Origin of the sequence: Natrinema salifodinae (assembly GCF_900110455.1) — an archaeon.
In the GTDB taxonomy this organism is placed as follows: Archaea; Halobacteriota; Halobacteria; order Halobacteriales; family Natrialbaceae; genus Natrinema; species Natrinema salifodinae.
In genome coordinates this window covers 38907-55653 of record NZ_FOIS01000004.1, presented here as the reverse complement: position 1 = coordinate 55653, position 16747 = coordinate 38907, and the positions used below count along the sequence as shown (strand labels likewise).

The window sequence follows — 16747 nt, the reverse complement described above, 5'->3', positions numbered from 1 at the left end:
GTGTCGGCCGTCGGGAGATATAAGTTTTCGTAGGACACGGTATCGGTATGTCAGTCCCCGACGCCGCGGCGACGGTGGAGGCCGTCGTCGACGAGATTCTCTCCGCCGTCGTCGCCGACCGAACCGTCCTCGAGGAAGTCATCGCGGGGGTGCTCGCCCGCGGGCACGTGCTGCTCGAGGACGTGCCCGGTACGGGCAAGACGCTGACGGCGCGGTCGTTCGCCACCGCGCTCGGCCTCGAGTTCGCCCGGATCCAGTTTACGCCGGACCTGATGCCCTCCGACATCACCGGCTCGTACGTCTTCGAGGAGGAGACCGGCGAGTTCCACTTCACGCCCGGCCCGGTGTTCGCGAACGTCGTGTTGGCCGACGAGATCAACCGCGCGCCGCCGAAGACCCAGGCCGCCTTGCTCGAGGCCATGGAGGAAGGCCAGGTGACCGTCGACGGCGAGACCCACGACCTCCCCGACCCCTTCGTCGTCATCGCGACGCAGAATCCCGTCGAACAGGAGGGGACCTTCGAACTCCCCGAGGCTCAGCGCGACCGGTTCATGATCAAGACCTCGCTGGGATACCCCGACGCCGAGGGCACCCGCGAACTGATCGACCGTCGGGCCGACCGCGACCGGCCGGACCCGACCGTCGAACCGGTCGTCGACCGGGAAGCGGTCCTGTCCCTCCAGCGCACCCCCGAAACCGTCACCGTCGAGGGGCCGGTCCGCGACTATATCGGCTCGGTCTGTCGGGCGACCCGAGCGGACGGCCGCGTCGACGTCGGCGTCTCGCCGCGGGGCGTCCAGCGGCTGTTCGAAGCGAGCCGCGCCAGAGCCGTCCTCGACGGCCGCGAGTACGTCGTCCCGGACGACGTCAAACGGATCGCCCGCCCCGCGCTGGCCCACCGTCTCGTGTTGACTCCCGAGGCGAGCGTCGACGGGGTCTCCCGGCGCACGATCGTCGACGCCGTCCTCGACGACGTCGCGGTGCCGGCGATGGAACCGCCCGCGGCGTCAGCGGAACAGTAACCAGGCGCCGCCGAGGACGGCGGTCACGGCGGCGATCACGCCCGCCGTCGCCGGGATCGACAGCGTCGGCGCGAGAACCGCCGCCCCCAGCACGCCGAGACTCGCGACGGGAACCCCGACGACGGCCACCGCCCCGCTCCAGCCGAGCCGGACGAGTTGCGGTCGCCGTGAGGCGCCCTCGGCGCCGACCTCGCGGGTGAGCGCCAGGCCGTACTGCCCGACGTCGTAGGTGAACGTACCGGCCGCGAGCGCGACGAACGTCGCAGCGCCGGCTCGGGCCGTCTCGAGGTCGAGCGCGGCGACCTCGACGCTCGCGGCGGCGCCGACGCCGCCGACCGCGAGCGCAATCGCGAGGGCGGTCGCACGGCTCGGCGCGTGGCCCATCGAAACCGCGTCCGCGTAGCCCCAGGCACCCAGCCAGCCGACCCCGAGCACGACCGCCGTCACGCCGAACAGCGCGGCCGCGTCTATCGGTGCGACGCCGACACCCACCATCGCCGCGAACGGGACCGCGATGCCGGCAACCCCGCCCACGACGATCGGGACGACGGCGTTACCGGGCTCGGTCGAGTGCAGCCACGAGGCGCGGACGACCGCACCGTAGAGAGCGACGGCCAGGCCCACTCCGACGGCGCCCGTCGCGAGGCTGCGACCGACGGTGCTGTCGCCGAGCGCCGCGACGAGCGGCTGGAGCGGCGGAACGAATCCCGAGAGCACGACGACCGCTCCCAGGCCGGCGACGACGACCGCCGTCGCGATCGCGATCGACCAGGCGACCGCGTTGCGGGTCCGGACGTACGACCCCCGCCCGCTCGGACGGGCGAACGCCGCCGGCGGAACGACGAAGAGACTGCCGACGGCCGCGGCGCCGGCGGCGCCGATCGCGATGAGCAGCCCCGTGGGACCCTCGCCGGTGAGCCACAGGATCGTCGCGATTACCGGTCGGACGCCGCCCAGCGATTCGACGCTGACCGCGATCGAGGCCGCCCCGGCGCCGACGACGGCGGCGCACAGTGCGGCCGCGCCCGCTCGAACAAACGCGGTCGTCGTCGACCGACCGGTGACGACGCCAGGCGCGGTGGCGCCGACGACCGTTCCCGCGATCGTCAGGAGGCCCGAAACCGGCCCGCCTGCGAGGGCGGCGACGGCGATCGTACCGAGGACGGCGACCGGGAGGAACGCCGATGCGAGCGTCACGCGGGCGTAGGAACCGTCGAAGCCGGACCGCGCCAGTGCGAGTCCGAGCCCCGGGAGGAGGCCGACGGCCACCAGCGGCTCGTACCCGATTAGTCCGAGCGTGCCGACGACGGCAGCGACGGTGATCGCCCACGCCGTCGCCGGCGGCAGCCGGTCCGCGTCAGCGCCCGCGCCGGTGGCCGCGTCAGCGCCGATGCTCATCGGCGACTCACCTCCCCGAGCGCGGTTCGGAGAACGAGCCCCAGCGGTTGATCGCGGTCCCAGTCGATCACGCCGGCACCGGCCGCGCGAGCCCGGGCGAGCCTGGTCCCGCGGTCGAGCGCCGCGAGTCGCGTCGCGGCGTCGTCGGCGTCGGCCGTGACGTCCGGCGAGACGACGCGGACGGCGTACCCCTGCGCCCGGAGCCGCTCGACGAGCGCGACCGATTCGTCGTCGACGAACGAGGAGAACAGGTACACCTGTGCCTCGCCAGGGAGCGTCCGATCGATGTCGGCGATGGAGTTGGTCGTCGCCGTCCGGAACGGGGACCAGTAGCCGAGCCGTTCGGATCCCCGAATCGCGTCCAACAGCCGCGACGTTTGCCGTCGTGTCGTGGGATCGGTCCCCGGCGGGACGGTCGTCAACCTGTTCTCGTGGACGCCGACCACCCCCGTGGGATGACCCGCGGCCACCAGCGCCGCGACCGTTCGCTCGGCGGCGTCGGCCGACAGTTCGATCGCGGGCGGCCGCGCCGTCGTCGCCGCTCGGTGCTGACTGTCGCGGGCGTCGACGACGCAGACGATCCGCGTCGCCCGCTCGGCGCGGTGCTCGACGGTCGCCAGGTCCCGCGTGCTCGCGTACCGTCGCCAGTCGATCGCGCCGACCGGGTCGCCAGGCTCGTACTCGCGGACGGAGTAGAACTCGACGCCACTGCTGCCCTCGTCGGTCGGTACCTCGCCCGCGTAGTCGTTCGTGCCGCCGCCGAGCGGAACCGTCTCGACGACCGGCGAACAGCGGACCGCGTCGTCGCCGGCCGCGTCGGCCGACCAGGTCTCGGTCACCGTCCCCGTGAGATCGCGCGTCCGGATCGTAGGGTCGTCGAACGCGTGGTCGCCGCGGCGGAGTTCGACCTCGTATTCGATCGTCGCCGTCTCGAGCGGGTCGAGGGTGACGCACGTCCGGGGCGTGCCGGCGACGACTGGCAGTTCCTCGGGGACGCCGTCGACCGCGCGCAGGTCGACGATCGGCTCCGAGCCGGCGTTTTGCACGGTTGTCCGCACGGTGATGGTATCGCCCGGGTCGCCGGTGGTGATCTCGTCCGAGGTCGCGCTCCGACCGTCTTCGTCGCCGCTGTTACTCGATAGCTCTCGCCGGACGCGAAGTATCGCTTGCTCGCGGGTTCCTAGAACGGCCGCGGCGACGTACCACAGCGGGAGTGTGGCGGCGGCGACGAGGAGTTGGCTCCCGACGGCGAGCCCGAGACCCGCGATCGACAGCGTCGCGGCGGCGGCGAGTTCGCCCCGTCCGACTCGATCGATGTCGCGATCGGTCATCGAGCCACCTCCACGTCGGCCGGTTTCGATCCGGCGCGGTTCGGTTCCGTTCCACGCCGCTCTCTGCCGTCTTGTCCGTTCCCGTCTTCGCCACCGTCGAGCGCCTCGATCGCGGCGACCGATCGGTGGACGCGGCGGTAGTACGCCGCGCCGGGATCGATCGCCGCGCGCAGCCGCTCGTTCGGGGGCTGGGACGACTCCTCCGCCAAGAACGCGGCCGCGACTGGGTCCTCGGTCCACGTCCCCGATCGAACCGCCTGGCGGGCCTCGCCGGCCGTGAGCCCCTGTTTCGTCGTGATGACGCGCACCGCGTTCTCGACGAGCCGTCCCCGAACGTCCGCGACCGACTCGTCCGGCCGACAGCCGTACCAGGCGTCCGCGGCGTCGGTGAGCGTCTGCTCCGTCTCCCGCCCGACCGCATACTCCGTGGCGGTCACGGCCGTCTCCGGCGGCGGGCCCTCGAGCATTTCGGTGCCGGCTGACCGGTCGCCCGTCCAGGCCCACCAGCACGCAACGGCCGCGATCAGGACGCCGAACACGGGGAGCAACACCGCCAGCGGATACAGGAGCCAGGCGAGCGGGCGAACGGAGGGGACGAAGCCGCCGAGCAACACCGCGCCGACCGCAACGAGGGCGCCGCCGGCGACGAGCGCGGTCGCGACCCGTTCCGGATCGAGCGAGCCGAATCGGGCGAGCAGGTCTCCCGACGATCCCGACGGCCCCGACGACCCCGATGGCGGGCGTCGACTCATGTCGATCCCTCCCCGTTCGAATCAGCGTCCGAATCCGGGTCTGGATCCTCGTCTGGGTCGATATCGAGCAGCTCGCTCGCCGTCGCCCGGACGTCCGTCACCCGATTCGGCGACGGCTCGCGGCCGCCGTACTCGATCTCGCGGACGATCGCGACGAGCCGAGCGACGAGGGCGGCCGGATAGCCGGCGGCGAGCGCGCGGCGGGCGACCTCGCCGGGGGTCGCCGTCTCTCGATCGCCGAGCTCGAGTCGATCCACGAACGCGTGCCAGGCCGCACGGATCTCCGCGCGTGGGCTCCGGGGGGCGAGCGGCTCGGCCGCCAGGCCAGGCCCGCCCGGATCGGCTTCGGCCGGGGACGTCTCCGACTCGTCGACCTCGTCGTCGTTCGTCCCGAACCAGTCGCCGAGCGGCGATTCGCGAGGTCGGGTCGGCGATCGGACGAGCGACCCCAGCGACGGAAGCGACCCGACCGCGCCCCCGAACGAGGCGATGGCCGCCCCGAGCGCGGGGAACCCGATCCCGAAGCCGCCGGCGGCGGACCCGGGGACCGAGGGACTCGGCAGCGAGATCGAAAGCGACGGCCAGCTCCAGGACCGGATGCGACCGCCGAGCGCACCGAACAGGTCCCCGATCAGGTCCGAGACGCCCGCGAAGAGGTCCGCGAGCGCGACGAACAGCCCGGCGATTCCCGCGCCGCGCCGTCGATCGGAGGCGGCGACCAGGCGGGCGTAGGTCAGCAGGCCGCCGAGACAGAACCCCGGAACGAGCACGACGATCGCCGTCAGCCGGAGGTAGAGGTTCCCGACGGTCGCCGTCGCGGATTCGGTGCCGACCTCGGCCGTCACGGTCGCGCCGTCGTCGATCGGCAGCCAGAGCAGCGCCCGGCCCTCGTCGCCGGTCGTCGCCGACCCGCCGCTCTCGAGCGAGACCGTCGCGTTCGGGACGCCGCTCCCGTCGGCCGACACCTGGACGGGCGCGGGCGAACCCGGGAACAACAGCGGAGAGACGAATCGAACCGTCGGTTCGGGGATGTCGACGGTCCGCTCGCCCGCGACCGGGCCGCGATCGACGCGGAGGTCGACCGAACCGGCCGATTCGGGCAGCGGCACCGTCGCGTCGCCGTCCCCATCGGTCGTCGCGACGGCCTGGCCGTCGCGGTACACCGTCGCGTCGGTCACGGGGGTCGATCCGACGGCGGCCGAGATCTCGATCTCGCGGGCCGGCGCCGCCGCATCGTGGACTTCGATCGTCGCGTTCGTCGGCACGTCGACGGTCCGCGACTGGTTGTCGGCGGGCACCGAGACGGTCATCTCTTCGGCGTAGGGTACGGTGACGTTGGCGTCGCCGAACCGATCGGTCGCCGTGACGTTTTCGCCGTTGACAGCGACCGTCCGCTCGTCGGAATGGCCGAAATGCCGATTGACGCCGCGCTCGGTTCTGACCGTCACCTCGTTTCCGGGTTCGATCTCGCCGTCGATCTCGAGGTCCGGGTCGGCGGTGGGGGATTCCGAGTCGCTCTCGCGCTCGGCCGCGTCCTCCGGCGGCTCTGTCTCGAATTCGGGGAGATCGTCGATCGATTCCCAGTCGCCCGCGACCGGCTCGCCGCCGCGGTCGACGGGCCCGTCGAGCCGCGGGTCGGCCGCGGGAAGCGCGCTGGCGACCGCGAGCAGACAGCACAGGCAGCCGGCGACGAACAGGAGCCGGCGGGTCCGCGTCACGGTTGTCTCCCCGTCGCTCCCGCCGTCGCCAGGTCGGCCGCTAGCTCGCTGAGCCGGCGGACCCGCCGCTCGACCGGCGGGTGGGTCTCGGACGCCCCGCCGCCGATCGGTCCCGCGGGCGTCGCGCCCTCGAGCCAGGCGGTCACGCGCTCGCGCCGTTTTTCGCCGTCGGTCGGTCGCCGAATTCGGGGCGGCGACGCGGTCTCGGCCCCCGTGACGGGCTCGATCGGGGTGATACACAGCGCGCGGATCCCGGTCGTCCGGAGGTCCGTCGCCGGCGTAGGGGTCGTCTCGGCCAGCGTCAGCAATGCGGTCGCGAGCGCGAGCGGGTTGCCGGTGATCCGGGCGGCCGCGGCGTCGGCGGCGAACTCGCGGGCGTGAGAGAGCGTCCGGGTCGCCCAGGCGGCGATCGTCGGAAACACCCACAGGATGGGCGCGACGAAGACGTACGTCAGCGCGACCAGCGGGAGGAACCAATACAGCGCCGCGCGGCCGCTTTGTGACAGCGCGTCGGGGTCGGCCAGGGCCCGGCGCGCGAGCCGCGCTCCGCGGTAGGCGCGATCGGCGATCTCGACGAACAGCGTCGTGATCGTCATCAGCGTCACGTCGCGGTTGGCGACGTGGGCGATCTCGTGGGCCAGCACCGCCTCGAGTTCCTCGGCGTCGAGGGCCTCGACCAGGCCGGTCGTGACGACGATCGTCGCGTCGGTCAGCCGGCCGACGGTGTAACAGCTCGGCTCCGTGTCATCGACGACGCGGACGGCGGGTTCCGGGACGTCGGCGATCATCGCCAGGCGGCGGACGGTGCGGGCGACGGCGTGCTCCGCGTCGCCGTCGGCGCCGCGGGTCCCCGCGAGGACGCGTCTGTACCCGTAGTAGAGTTGGGCCGCGAGGAAGGCGGCGACCAGCAGGAGGGCCGTCGGCCACGACACCGGCAGTCGGAGGAAGTCGATCCCGACGGTCCCGTGTTGGAAGTAGACGATCGTGCCGCCGACGATGCCGGGCAGCAAGACCCCGTAGGCCCACAGCAGGGCGAGGACGAACGCGGCGTTGACGGCGACGAACACGCCGAGGACGGCGCAGATGCGGCGGCGGAAGCTCATGGAGGGCGTTACCACTCGTTTTCGACCCCGGGGTCAAAAATTTTCGTAGAAAATTCCACTCGATATCCACTTCGCGCTCGCAGTTCGTCGGTCGCGATTCGCGAGCGCCGGGGGACGCGGATCGCCTGGCGACACGCCAGCTCAGCTCGAAACCGTCCCGACGTCGCCGCCGGTTGCGACCGCCGACCGTGACGGAACGCCGCACCCGTGGTCCGGATCCGTCGGGCTTTTGGCCTCCCGCGCCCGACAGTGGTGCAACGACGAATGGCCCGATATCACATCGAAACGTACGGTTGCACGTCCAATCGCGGGGAGAGTCGCGAGATCGAGCGGCGGCTCCGCGACGCGGGCCATTACCGAGTCGACGGCCCTGAGACGGCCGACGTGGCCATCCTGAACACCTGCACCGTCGTCGAGAAGACCGAGCGCAACATGCTCCGCCGGGCCGAGGAACTGTCCGACGAGACGGCCGACCTCTTTATCACCGGCTGCATGGCTCTGGCCCAGGGCGAGGAGTTCCGCGAGGCCGAGATCGACGGCCAGGTGCTCCACTGGGACGAGGTCCCCGAGGCCGTCACCAACGGCGAGTGTCCGACGACGACCCCCGACGCGGAACCCATCCTCGACGGCGTCGTCGGCATCCTCCCGATCGCGCGGGGCTGTATGTCCGACTGTTCGTACTGTATCACCAAGAAGGCGACCGGCAAGATCGACTCCCCGCCGATCGAGGAGAACGTCGAGAAGGCCCGCGCGCTGCTCCACGCCGGCGCGAAGGAGATCCGCATCACGGGTCAGGACACCGGCGTCTACGGCTGGGACGAGGGCGAACGGAAGCTCCACCGGCTGCTCGAGCGGATCTGCGAGATCGAGGGCGACTTCCGCGTCCGCGTGGGGATGGCGAACCCCAAGGGCGTCCACGGTATCCGCGAGGAGCTCGCCGCGGTCTTCGCCGAGTACGACGAACTCTACGACTTCCTGCACGCGCCCGTCCAGTCGGGGAGCGACGACGTGCTCGGCGACATGCGCCGCCAGCACCAGGTCGAGGAGTACGTCGAGGTCGTCGAGACCTTCGACGACTATCTGGACTACTGGACGCTCTCGACGGACTTCATCGTCGGCTTCCCCACCGAGACCGAGCACGACCACGAGCAGTCGCTGGCGCTCATGCGCGAGACCCGTCCGGAGAAGATCAACGTCACCCGCTTCTCCAAGCGGCCGGGCACCGACGCCGCCGAGATGAAGGGTCTGGGCGGCACGATCAAGAAGGAACGCTCGAAGGAGATGAGCGAACTCAAGCGCGACCTCGTCGCCGACGCCTACGCGGATATGGTCGGACAGCGCCGCGAGGACGTTCTGGTCGTCGAGGAGGGCACCGGCGACTCCGTCAAGTGTCGCGACTCGGCCTACCGGCAGATCATCGTTCAAAACGCCAGCGAACACGGGCTCGAACCGGGCGACTTCGTCGACCTCGAGATCACGGCCCACGAGACGATGTACGCGTTCGGCGAGCCGGTCTGACGCTCCGTCGACGCGGTCGGCATCCGCGATCGAGCGCGCCGATCGGCCGCTCGACGTGGGACGTACCCTTTTGGCGTCCCGCTCCGTATCGTGAGCTATGCTCACGCTGTACCAACTAGACGGCTGTCCGTACTGCGAGCGCGTCGCGGATCGCCTCGATGAATTGGACGTCGACTACGAGAGCGCCTGGGTCGAGGGTCTCCACTCGGAGCGCGACGAGGTCAAGCGCGTCTCCGGGCAACGGCAGGTCCCCGTCGTCGTCGACGAGGAGTACGGCGTGACGATGGCCGAATCCGACCGCATCCTCGAGTACCTCGAGACGACGTACGCCTGAGCCGTCGGATCGAGCGTCCGTTACTCGCCAGGCGATCGCCGTCGGTCCGCGACCGTCTCGGCAATCGCGGCCGCATCCCCGTGTCGGGGTTCGCGACCGCGGGTCGCACTAGTCGAACGCGAAGACGACTGCACTCTCTTCGTCGGGAACGGTTGCGCCTTCCTGAGCGGCGAACGCGTCGCGGACGCGATCGTAGGTCTCCTCGAGCGCCTCGACGATCACCGAGGTGTCGCTGAGGACGGGCATGAAGTTGGTGTCGCCTTGCCACCGCGGGACGACGTGAGTATGAAGGTGGTCGTCGATCGAGCCGCCGGCGCCGTCGCCGAGGTTCAACCCGGCGTTGAAGCCGTCCGGTTCGAGCGCGACCTCGAGGGCGTCGAACGCACGCTGTTTCAGTCGGGCGTGATCGAGTAGGACCGCGTCGTCGAGATCGGTGTAGTCGCCGGTGTGGACGTGCGGAATCACCATCGCGTGGCCCGGGTTGTACGGGTAGTTGTTCAACATGACGAACGCGTGCTCGCTGCGCGCGACGATCAGGTGCTCTCTGTCGTCGTCGAACGCGGGGAGTTCACAGAAGACGCAGTCCTCGATGTCCGGATTTCCCTCGTCGCGTCGGATCCACTCGATTCGCCACGGTGCGAACACCTGGTCCATACCGGATACCATTCGAGACGCGCCTAAAGCGTTTCAGTCCGACCGCTGGTGGTGTTTTCGGTTATATTCTCCGGCAAAAGTGTGTTACGAGAAGACACCATTCAAATGAAATGACTAGAGAACGTTCAATAAACGATATAGAACGCTCTCAGAGGGTTTTATGAAGATGGTAAAGCCGTCTTGCGATTTTCACGACTCACGGCTCAAAATGAAGCGTGGGTTTAAGATAGGGCTACTGCAAGTAATCCGGTAATGGCAACGACCGACGACTCCTTCAACGGGATGACCGAGCACTGCGAAGAATGCGACCTGGAGACGCTCCACGAGGTTTCGGTCCAGATTCGGACCGAGAGTCTCAAACAGGAGAACGCGCAGTTCTCCCGCGAGCCCTACCGCGTGGCCGAGTGCCAGCGGTGTGGGAATCGGTCGAGCCAGCGGATGAACAACGCCTGACCGCGGCTCCGACCGCCCGCAGTAACGGAATCGAAAAATCGACGCCCGTTGCCCGGTCTCCCGCCGTCCCGACTCTTTCATTGCTCTCCCGGTTCGTCCGACCGGTACTACGACCGGTCGGCGATTGCGACGACGTTCCGTCTTACTTCGTCGTGACCTCGCAGCCGTCCTCGGTGACGATGATCGTGTGCTCCTTCTGGCTGACGAGGTAGCCGTCGTCCTCCTTGAGCACCGGATAGCCGTGGACGATGTTGTTGCGCTTGAGCCGACGCAGCGCCATCTCCGGGCGATCCGTCTCGAGCCACCGCGTCGCGAAGGGAAGCGTCCGGAACTCCTCGGTGATCTGGTCTAAGGCCTCGCGCGCCTGGCGATTGCGGACGTTACCCTCGCGCTCGAGCGAGAAGATCTCCTCGCTGGCCCCTTCCGTAACCTTGCCGCCGCCGTCGGTCGCGAACGGCTCGATCGCGACGACGTCGCCGACCTCCAGCGTCGTCCCCTGCGAGACGGCCCGGTTCGGGATGTTCGGGCTGGTGTGTTGCTCCCAGTGGTCCAGGCCGTGTCCGGTGAGGTTGACGACGGGGTTGTAGCCGTAGCCGTCGATGACGTCTTCGATCTCGGCGCCGATATCGCCGGTGTCGACGCCCGGTTCGACGATGTCGAGCGCGGCTTCGAGGGCCTGCTCGGGGGCCTCGGCGAGTTCGGGATTCCCGGAGAGGTCGACGGTGATCGCGGTGTCGGCCAGCCAGCCGTCGATGTGGACGCCGATGTCCAGGTTGATCATCTCCTCGCCGAAGGAGGTGTCGTCGTCGATCGACGGCGTCGCGTGGGCCGCCTCCTCGTCGACGGAGATGTTGACGGGGAAGGCGGGTTCGCCGCCGAGTTCGCGGATGCGGTCTTCGGCCCACTCGGCGACCTCGAGGTGGCTCACGCCGACCTCGACGCGCTCGGCCGCTTCGTCGCGCACTTGCGCGAGGATTTCGCCCGCCTCGCGGTGTTTCTCGTACTTTTCGGACTCGAGGTCCACCTCGGATTCGGCCATGCACCGGGGTTGTACCGGTCGACAAAAAGAGGTTCCGTCTCCCGACCGTCGATGTCCGTGCGCGCCGCTGTGCGGTCAGCGCTCGGCGTCCTCGTCGACCCAGTCGCACTCCGGACAGGCGGCGACGCCCTGAACGTTCGACAGCGTCACGTCACACCGCGGGCAGCGGCGCGCGGCGTACTGCGGCGCTCGTAGCATGGTCGACCCCACGAATACGTCGATAATAAATGTACCTGACGACGATCGTCGAAACGGGCTGGGAAAGATCCACGCCGTGATCACCACGATGAACGAACGACCATCGGAATCGACCGTTTACGCACGAAACGGCGCAGCCGGACGCTCGATCGCGTGAAACGGTCGCCACGCGTTATACCCGGCGGCCGCGTCGTCCCGCCTGGCGTGAGAGACGCCAGCCGACCGGGCGGCCAGTCACTGGCACGCTGACGGCCGTTCGGGAGCCGCGACCGCCGTTCGTCGACCGTCGAGACCGACGATACGGGCGCGTACCCGGCGGGTGGATCACCGGTCTCGGGTCTCGGACGGCGGTCGCGACGACGGCTTTTCGCTCCGCGCGGTCTGCATGGCGGCGCTGTTGTACGCCGAGCCGAGGGTTCCGCGCGCGTCGAGAACGATCACGCCGGCGGTCGACCCGGTGAGTTCCGCGAATTCCTCGATCGCGAGCGTCGCCGCCGTTTCGGCGTCGCGTCCCCGCTCGACGTGCCGGGCGGCCCGCCGCGCCAGCGTCGTGCGCGCGATGTCCTCGCCGGCGCCCGTGGCGCTGACCGCGGCGGCGGGCGAGCAGTAGAAGCCGGCTCCGACCTGCGGCACGTCGCCGACCCGGCCGGCGAGCGCGAGCCAGCGACCGCCGGTCGATGTCGCCGCCGCCAGGCGATCGCCGTCGAACGCGACCGCGCCGACGGTGTCGTGGTCGCGCCCGGGGTCGTCGATCGCTTCGCTCCGCGCGTCCACCTCGTCGGCTCGCTCCGCGTCGTCTCCATTCTCCGCGTCCCCCTCGCGGCCGCCGGGATCCGTGCGCCCGAACCGATCGCGAACCCACGCGAGTTCGTCCGCGCGGTCGCCGGTCGGGACGTCGAGATCGGCCCATTTCTCGCGCGTCCGGTCCGTCCAGAGGTCGACCTCGGTCTCGATCCCGTAAGCCTCGGCCAACTCGACCGCGTGGTCCCCCGAGACGAAGCCGTGGGGCGTCTCCGTCATGACGAGCCTGGCCACGCTGACCGCGTGTTCGACACCCGGCATCGAACAGGCGGCGCCGACCGCCCGGTCGCTGGTCATGAGCCCCGCGTCGGACCGGATTTCGCCGTTGCTCTGGACCGCACTGCCGACGCCGGCGTTGAACAGCGGGTCCGATTCGAGGACGCGGACCGCCGTCTCCACCGCGTCGACCGGGTACGATTCCTCCGCGCCCGCGTCGGCCGCCGTCTCGAGTCGGTCGCGCCTGGTCGTCGGATCGTCGGGGTCGCTGCCGGCACCGCCGTGAACGAGCACCTGCATACGAGTCCCTGTCGGGACGCCGACCTAACAGGTTTCGCGGATTCGCCGCGCCGGAACGACGCTGATTCCGCGGCGAGAAATGAGGAATCTCCCGCGAATCCCCCCGTCGTTCAACGAATGTTTATATAGGGTGACGAACGACGTCTTCGCCCGCATACCCGCGTTCCAGCCGTTAGCTCCCGGTATCAGCGGTGGCGGCGCGGTCAGGTATCGTTCAACTTTTGCCGGTCCGAAACGGAAATGGTAGACCTTTTACCCCCGGTCGCAGCACCGTCTAGACGAGATGAGCTACGACAAGATCGAGGTTCCCGACGAGGGGGAGAAGATCACGCTGAAAGAGGGTGCCGACGACGAGCTCGAGGTGCCCGACAACCCGATCATCCCGATCATCTACGGTGACGGCGTCGGAAGCGACGTCGGCCCGGCTGCGCAGAAGGTCCTCGACGCCGCCGCGGAGGCGACCGGTCGCGAGATCAACTGGATGCGCGTCTACGCTGGCGAGTCCGCTCGCGAGAAGTACGACGAGAACCTGCCCGACGAGACCGTCGAGGCCATCAAGGAACACCGCGTCGCGATCAAGGGCCCGCTGACGACGCCCGTCGGCGCCGGCTTCCGCTCGCTGAACGTCGGCCTGCGCAAGCTGCTCGACCTCTACGCGAACGTCCGGCCGACCTACCACCTCGACGGCGTTCCGTCGCCCGTCTCCGAGCCGGAGAAGATGGACATGGTCACCTTCCGTGAGAACACGGAGGACGTCTACGCCGGCATCGAGTGGGAGCAGGGCTCCGACGAAGTCGAGCAGGTCAAGGAGTTCGTCGAGGAGGAGATGGGCGCCGACGACGTCATCCACGACGGCCCCGTCGGTATCGGCGTCAAGCCGATCACGGAGTTCGGCACGAAGCGCCTGGTCCGCCGCGCCATCGATTACGCCTTAGAGCACGACCGCGACTCGGTTACGCTGGTCCACAAGGGTAACATCATGAAGTTCACCGAGGGCCAGTTCCGCGACTGGGGCTACGAGGTCGCCGAAGAGGAGTACGGCGACGAGGTCATCACCGAGGACACCCTCTGGGAGGAGCGCGACGGCGAGGCGCCCGACGACGCGGTCGTCGTCAACGACCGCATCGCGGACAACATGCTCCAGCAGCTCCTGACCCGCACCGAGAACTACGACATCATCGCGACGATGAACCTAAACGGGGACTACCTCTCCGACGCCGCCGGCGCCCAGATCGGCGGCCTCGGCATCGCGCCTGGCGCCAACTTCGGCGACGGCCGCCTGCTCGCCGAGCCCGTCCACGGCTCCGCGCCCAAGTACGAGGGCCAGGACAAGGTCAACCCGACTGCCATGATCCTCTCGGGCCGCATCATGCTCGAGTACCTCGGCTGGGACGACGCCGCCGACCTGGTCCGCGACGCCGTCGAGGAGACCATCTCCTCGGGCAAGGTCACCTACGACCTCGAGCGCCAGCTCGACGACGCCGAGAAGCTCGCCACCAGCGAGTACGCCGAGGAAGTCGTCGACAACATCGAGAACCTCTCCTAAGAGTTCTCGCACTCGCGCGGTAAAAACCGCGCAACTATCGTGAACCTCTCGTAAAACGACGTCTCGGATCCGTCTCACTCTTGATTTTCTTCGCCGTTCGCGCGGCGCCGTCGTCGCACCGATTCGAAGTCCGCGTCCGTCCGGTCCGTGTCGTAACGCTCTCAGTACCGCTCTTCCTACGCACTCCCGATGGAGGAATCTGCAGACGCAGTTGAGATCGACGTCCGCGTCGCCGACGACGATCCGGCGCGCGACGACGCCTTTGGAGTCCGCCAGGCGGTCTTCGTCGAGGAGCAAGGCGTCGACGAGGACGAGGAGTACGACGAACACGATGCGACGGCCGTCCACTTCGTCGCCTACGACGGCGCCGAGCCGGTCGGCGCGGCCAGGCTCCGCGAGTACGAGGACGGGGTCGGGAAGGCCGAACGCGTCGCCGTCCGCAAGTCGCATCGCGAGCGGGGCGTGGGCCGCGCGCTGATGCTGGCTCTCGAGGAGCGGGCCGGCGTCGAGGGATTCGAGAGCATCAAACTCCACGCGCAGACCCGCGCCGCTGGATTCTACCGTTCCCTCGGCTACGAACGCCGAGGGGAGGAGTTCGAGGAGGCGGGGATTCCCCACGTCGAGATGCGAAAATCGCTCGCGTGATCGCTCGTCGTCCACGGCCTTGCAGCGGGACGGACGACTCGGGTCTTGAAACCAAAGCGGAGAGGTATAAACACTCCTGAAAGTAAATACGAATTACAAATTTAATCGTATATTGTTCTCGATACCGGATCGGGATGTCAGCAATTATCGGACTACTATTCAACATCGTTACGTACCCGGGCATGCTGCTCAACGGGATCGTCCAGAACCACTACGTCCGGAAATACAGCGTGCCGGTCGATCGGCTGGATGCCGAAGCGCTCGAGGAGATGGACGACGACGAACTGGAGGACGCTCTCGAGGGACGAGACGTCGAACTCGGCGGGGACGAGTCGGGCGAAGTCGCCGTCGACTTCTACGACATCGACGACTACCGGAGCGCGTTCGCCGTTACGCTGATGCCGTTTTTCATCTGTTCGGCGGTCGCCTTCGCCGCGTTCATCCTGAGCGTGCCGTTGCTCGAGGGCGACGTACGCTTCTGGTGGGTGCCGGTCTGGCTCGGCGCCGCCGTCGGCTCGCATACGTTCCCGAACGCCGTCGCGACCGACGCGCTCTGGGAGCAGTCGCAGTCGACCCCGAGCCCGCTGAAGCTCGTCGGCTACCCGCTCGTCGCGGTCTCGAAGGTCGTGAACCTGCTGCGGTTCCTCTGGATCGACCTCGTCTACGCCCTCGCGCTGTTTCTCGCCGCGAAGCAGTTGGTCGTGCTCCTCATCCTCTGACGGGGCGTCTCCACGGGTTCGAGTCAGAGTCGCTCGCCGGTCCGCACTTTTCGAAGCAGGTTGCAGATGCCGGCGATCGTCGATCTGCGGACGCCCGACTCGTGGACAACCACGACCCGCGCGTTGGATCGGCCGTTTCCTCGTCGAACGGCGCACCGAGAACGGCCGCACCTTCGATACCGATACCGAAAATCGGCCCCGACGGCGGGACCGACGTCTCTAGTATCGGATCAGACGACTAACGAGAGCGCCAGGCCGAGCAGGACGACGCCGAGCGCGAGTTTCAATCGGCCGGCGTCGATCCGGTGTGCGAGCCACCAGCCCACCCCGACGCCGCCGAGGTACGCGGCCGTGAGTGGGACGAACAATCCGGCGACGACGGCGTCGAGACGCAGATAGTTCAGCGCCGTAAACAGCGCGGTGACGACCACGACGAGTTGGGTGATGGCAATCGTTACGAGCATCGGCACGCCGACCAGGACGAGCGCCGGGGCCGACAGCGCCGCGCCGCCGATCCCGAGGAGGCCGCCGAACACGCCGATCACCAGGCCGATTCCTACGAACGCCAGGAGATCGCTTCCGGCGCGTCCGAGTTCGACCCGCGGCTCGAGGTTTCGCCACTCCCGATAGACGATGTTGCAGCCGACGACCGCGAGCATCGCCGCCAGAATCAGGCCGTAGAGCCGTCGTGAGAGGAATGCGTTGGCCTGCACGCCGAACCAGGTGCCGACGGCGGCCGCGGCGCTGACGACGCCCGCAATCGGCCAGTCGATCTCGCCCGACCGCGCGTAAACTGCACTCCCGAGGACCGCGCCGACGGTGAAGGTCGCGCTCGAGGTGCCCGCAACCTCGGCGCTCGAGAGCGGCGTCAGAAGGTACAGCCCGGCAACGATGAGGATTCCGCCGGGGCCGATCGTGGCGACGATCACGCCGCCCAGGAACGACAGCGCGGTAAGGGCGAGCAGGAGTTCGGTGGCGACCACGCTTCCGGACGAAGCGA

At 69.0% G+C, this 16747-nt stretch carries 17 protein-coding genes; 7 read left to right on the top strand and 10 right to left on the bottom strand.

All coding sequences use genetic code 11. From position 1 onward, the window contains the following. The first annotated feature begins 47 nt into the window (after nt 1-47). Complete coding sequence (locus BMY29_RS14615; RefSeq protein ID WP_049989643.1) at nt 48-1022, top strand: AAA family ATPase; 975 nt, start codon at nt 48-50, stop codon at nt 1020-1022. On the opposite strand, the gene BMY29_RS14610 is transcribed toward BMY29_RS14615, so the two are convergent. The 5 genes from BMY29_RS14610 to BMY29_RS14590 are packed head-to-tail and all read right to left on the bottom strand — an operon-like array spanning nt 1008 to nt 7324. Next, complete coding sequence (locus BMY29_RS14610) at nt 1008-2420, bottom strand: hypothetical protein (protein ID WP_049989642.1); 1413 nt, start codon at nt 2418-2420, stop codon at nt 1008-1010. The two genes, BMY29_RS14615 and BMY29_RS14610, sit on opposite strands and share 15 nt — an antisense overlap. Continuing rightward, the gene (locus tag BMY29_RS14605) at nt 2417-3751 is read right to left on the bottom strand and encodes a DUF58 domain-containing protein (RefSeq protein WP_049989641.1); all 1335 of its coding nucleotides are present in this window, start codon (nt 3749-3751) and stop codon (nt 2417-2419) included. Before BMY29_RS14605 ends, BMY29_RS14610 begins: the two co-directional genes overlap by 4 nt. Continuing rightward, on the bottom strand, nt 3748-4503 hold the full coding sequence (locus tag BMY29_RS14600; RefSeq protein ID WP_241471268.1) for a DUF7269 family protein: 756 nt from the start codon (nt 4501-4503) through the stop codon (nt 3748-3750). Before BMY29_RS14600 ends, BMY29_RS14605 begins: the two co-directional genes overlap by 4 nt. Then, nucleotides 4500-6221, bottom strand: a complete 1722-nt coding sequence (locus tag BMY29_RS14595; RefSeq protein WP_049989640.1) for a DUF4129 domain-containing protein — start codon at nt 6219-6221, stop codon at nt 4500-4502. The genes BMY29_RS14600 and BMY29_RS14595 overlap by 4 nt, the downstream gene beginning before the upstream one ends. Next, on the bottom strand, nt 6218-7324 hold the full coding sequence (locus tag BMY29_RS14590) for a M48 family metallopeptidase (RefSeq protein WP_074854803.1): 1107 nt from the start codon (nt 7322-7324) through the stop codon (nt 6218-6220). The genes BMY29_RS14595 and BMY29_RS14590 overlap by 4 nt, the downstream gene beginning before the upstream one ends. Nucleotides 7325-7588: 264 nt before the next feature. On the opposite strand from BMY29_RS14590, the gene BMY29_RS14585 reads away from it, so the two are divergent. Then, nucleotides 7589-8842 (top strand): tRNA (N(6)-L-threonylcarbamoyladenosine(37)-C(2))-methylthiotransferase, encoded by a 1254-nt coding sequence (locus BMY29_RS14585; protein ID WP_049991537.1) that lies wholly within the window; start codon nt 7589-7591, stop codon nt 8840-8842. Between the two features lie 97 nt (nt 8843-8939). After that, on the top strand, nt 8940-9176 hold the full coding sequence (locus tag BMY29_RS14580; RefSeq protein WP_049991538.1) for a glutathione S-transferase N-terminal domain-containing protein: 237 nt from the start codon (nt 8940-8942) through the stop codon (nt 9174-9176). A 108-nt stretch (nt 9177-9284) separates the two neighbouring features. Here the strand turns inward: BMY29_RS14580 and BMY29_RS14575 are convergent, their stop codons facing one another. Beyond that, nucleotides 9285-9830 carry an HIT family protein gene (locus BMY29_RS14575; protein ID WP_049991539.1) on the bottom strand — a complete coding sequence of 182 codons (546 nt, stop codon included), beginning with the start codon at nt 9828-9830 and terminating at the stop codon, nt 9285-9287. A gap of 252 nt (nt 9831-10082) precedes the next feature. Here BMY29_RS14575 and BMY29_RS14570 point away from each other — a divergent pair, with 252 nt between their 5' ends. After that, nucleotides 10083-10283: a DUF7835 family putative zinc beta-ribbon protein gene (locus tag BMY29_RS14570; protein ID WP_049991540.1), complete on the top strand. Its 201-nt coding sequence runs from the start codon at nt 10083-10085 to the stop codon at nt 10281-10283. Nucleotides 10284-10425: 142 nt separating this feature from the next. Here BMY29_RS14570 and map read toward each other — a convergent pair whose 3' ends face one another. From map to BMY29_RS14560, 3 genes are all read right to left on the bottom strand, one after another. Beyond that, nucleotides 10426-11322: a type II methionyl aminopeptidase gene (map, locus tag BMY29_RS14565; protein ID WP_049991541.1), complete on the bottom strand. Its 897-nt coding sequence runs from the start codon at nt 11320-11322 to the stop codon at nt 10426-10428. 75 nt (nt 11323-11397) lie between these two features. Beyond that, nucleotides 11398-11520, bottom strand: coding sequence for a hypothetical protein (locus BMY29_RS21615; RefSeq protein WP_275041258.1), 123 nt, complete (start codon nt 11518-11520; stop codon nt 11398-11400). Nucleotides 11521-11844: 324 nt separating this feature from the next. Further along, a complete protein-coding gene (locus BMY29_RS14560) occupies nt 11845-12837 on the bottom strand; it encodes an isoaspartyl peptidase/L-asparaginase (RefSeq protein ID WP_049991542.1) in 993 nt (330 codons plus the stop codon). A 283-nt stretch (nt 12838-13120) separates the two neighbouring features. On the opposite strand from BMY29_RS14560, the gene icd reads away from it, so the two are divergent. The 3 genes from icd to BMY29_RS21465 all read left to right on the top strand — a co-directional run bounded on the left by icd (nt 13121) and on the right by BMY29_RS21465 (nt 15747). Continuing rightward, the gene (icd, locus tag BMY29_RS14555) at nt 13121-14383 is read left to right on the top strand and encodes an isocitrate dehydrogenase (NADP(+)) (RefSeq protein WP_049991543.1); all 1263 of its coding nucleotides are present in this window, start codon (nt 13121-13123) and stop codon (nt 14381-14383) included. 189 nt (nt 14384-14572) lie between these two features. Beyond that, nucleotides 14573-15028, top strand: coding sequence for a GNAT family N-acetyltransferase (locus tag BMY29_RS14550; protein WP_049991544.1), 456 nt, complete (start codon nt 14573-14575; stop codon nt 15026-15028). Nucleotides 15029-15162: 134 nt separating this feature from the next. Continuing rightward, the gene (locus tag BMY29_RS21465; RefSeq protein ID WP_241471316.1) at nt 15163-15747 is read left to right on the top strand and encodes a hypothetical protein; all 585 of its coding nucleotides are present in this window, start codon (nt 15163-15165) and stop codon (nt 15745-15747) included. 230 nt (nt 15748-15977) lie between these two features. Here BMY29_RS21465 and BMY29_RS14540 read toward each other — a convergent pair whose 3' ends face one another. Continuing rightward, on the bottom strand, nt 15978-16730 hold the full coding sequence (locus BMY29_RS14540; RefSeq protein WP_049991545.1) for a sulfite exporter TauE/SafE family protein: 753 nt from the start codon (nt 16728-16730) through the stop codon (nt 15978-15980). Nucleotides 16731-16747: the final 17 nt, after the last annotated feature.

Excerpts from the sequence above, each read along its gene's own strand:
- BMY29_RS14615 (WP_049989643.1), top strand. The coding sequence starts at position 48 with ATGTCAGTCCCCGACGCCGCGGCGACGGTGGAGGCCGTCGTCGACGAG.
- BMY29_RS14610 (WP_049989642.1), bottom strand. The coding sequence starts at position 2,420 with ATGAGCATCGGCGCTGACGCGGCCACCGGCGCGGGCGCTGACGCGGAC.
- BMY29_RS14605 (WP_049989641.1), bottom strand. The coding sequence starts at position 3,751 with ATGACCGATCGCGACATCGATCGAGTCGGACGGGGCGAACTCGCCGCC.
- BMY29_RS14600 (WP_241471268.1), bottom strand. The coding sequence starts at position 4,503 with ATGAGTCGACGCCCGCCATCGGGGTCGTCGGGGCCGTCGGGATCGTCG.
- BMY29_RS14590 (WP_074854803.1), bottom strand. The coding sequence starts at position 7,324 with ATGAGCTTCCGCCGCCGCATCTGCGCCGTCCTCGGCGTGTTCGTCGCC.
- BMY29_RS14585 (WP_049991537.1), top strand. The coding sequence starts at position 7,589 with ATGGCCCGATATCACATCGAAACGTACGGTTGCACGTCCAATCGCGGG.
- BMY29_RS14580 (WP_049991538.1), top strand. The coding sequence starts at position 8,940 with ATGCTCACGCTGTACCAACTAGACGGCTGTCCGTACTGCGAGCGCGTC.
- BMY29_RS14575 (WP_049991539.1), bottom strand. The coding sequence starts at position 9,830 with ATGGACCAGGTGTTCGCACCGTGGCGAATCGAGTGGATCCGACGCGAC.
- BMY29_RS14570 (WP_049991540.1), top strand. The coding sequence starts at position 10,083 with ATGGCAACGACCGACGACTCCTTCAACGGGATGACCGAGCACTGCGAA.
- map (WP_049991541.1), bottom strand. The coding sequence starts at position 11,322 with ATGGCCGAATCCGAGGTGGACCTCGAGTCCGAAAAGTACGAGAAACAC.
- BMY29_RS21615 (WP_275041258.1), bottom strand. The coding sequence starts at position 11,520 with ATGCTACGAGCGCCGCAGTACGCCGCGCGCCGCTGCCCGCGGTGTGAC.
- BMY29_RS14560 (WP_049991542.1), bottom strand. The coding sequence starts at position 12,837 with ATGCAGGTGCTCGTTCACGGCGGTGCCGGCAGCGACCCCGACGATCCG.
- icd (WP_049991543.1), top strand. The coding sequence starts at position 13,121 with ATGAGCTACGACAAGATCGAGGTTCCCGACGAGGGGGAGAAGATCACG.
- BMY29_RS14550 (WP_049991544.1), top strand. The coding sequence starts at position 14,573 with ATGGAGGAATCTGCAGACGCAGTTGAGATCGACGTCCGCGTCGCCGAC.
- BMY29_RS21465 (WP_241471316.1), top strand. The coding sequence starts at position 15,163 with ATGTCAGCAATTATCGGACTACTATTCAACATCGTTACGTACCCGGGC.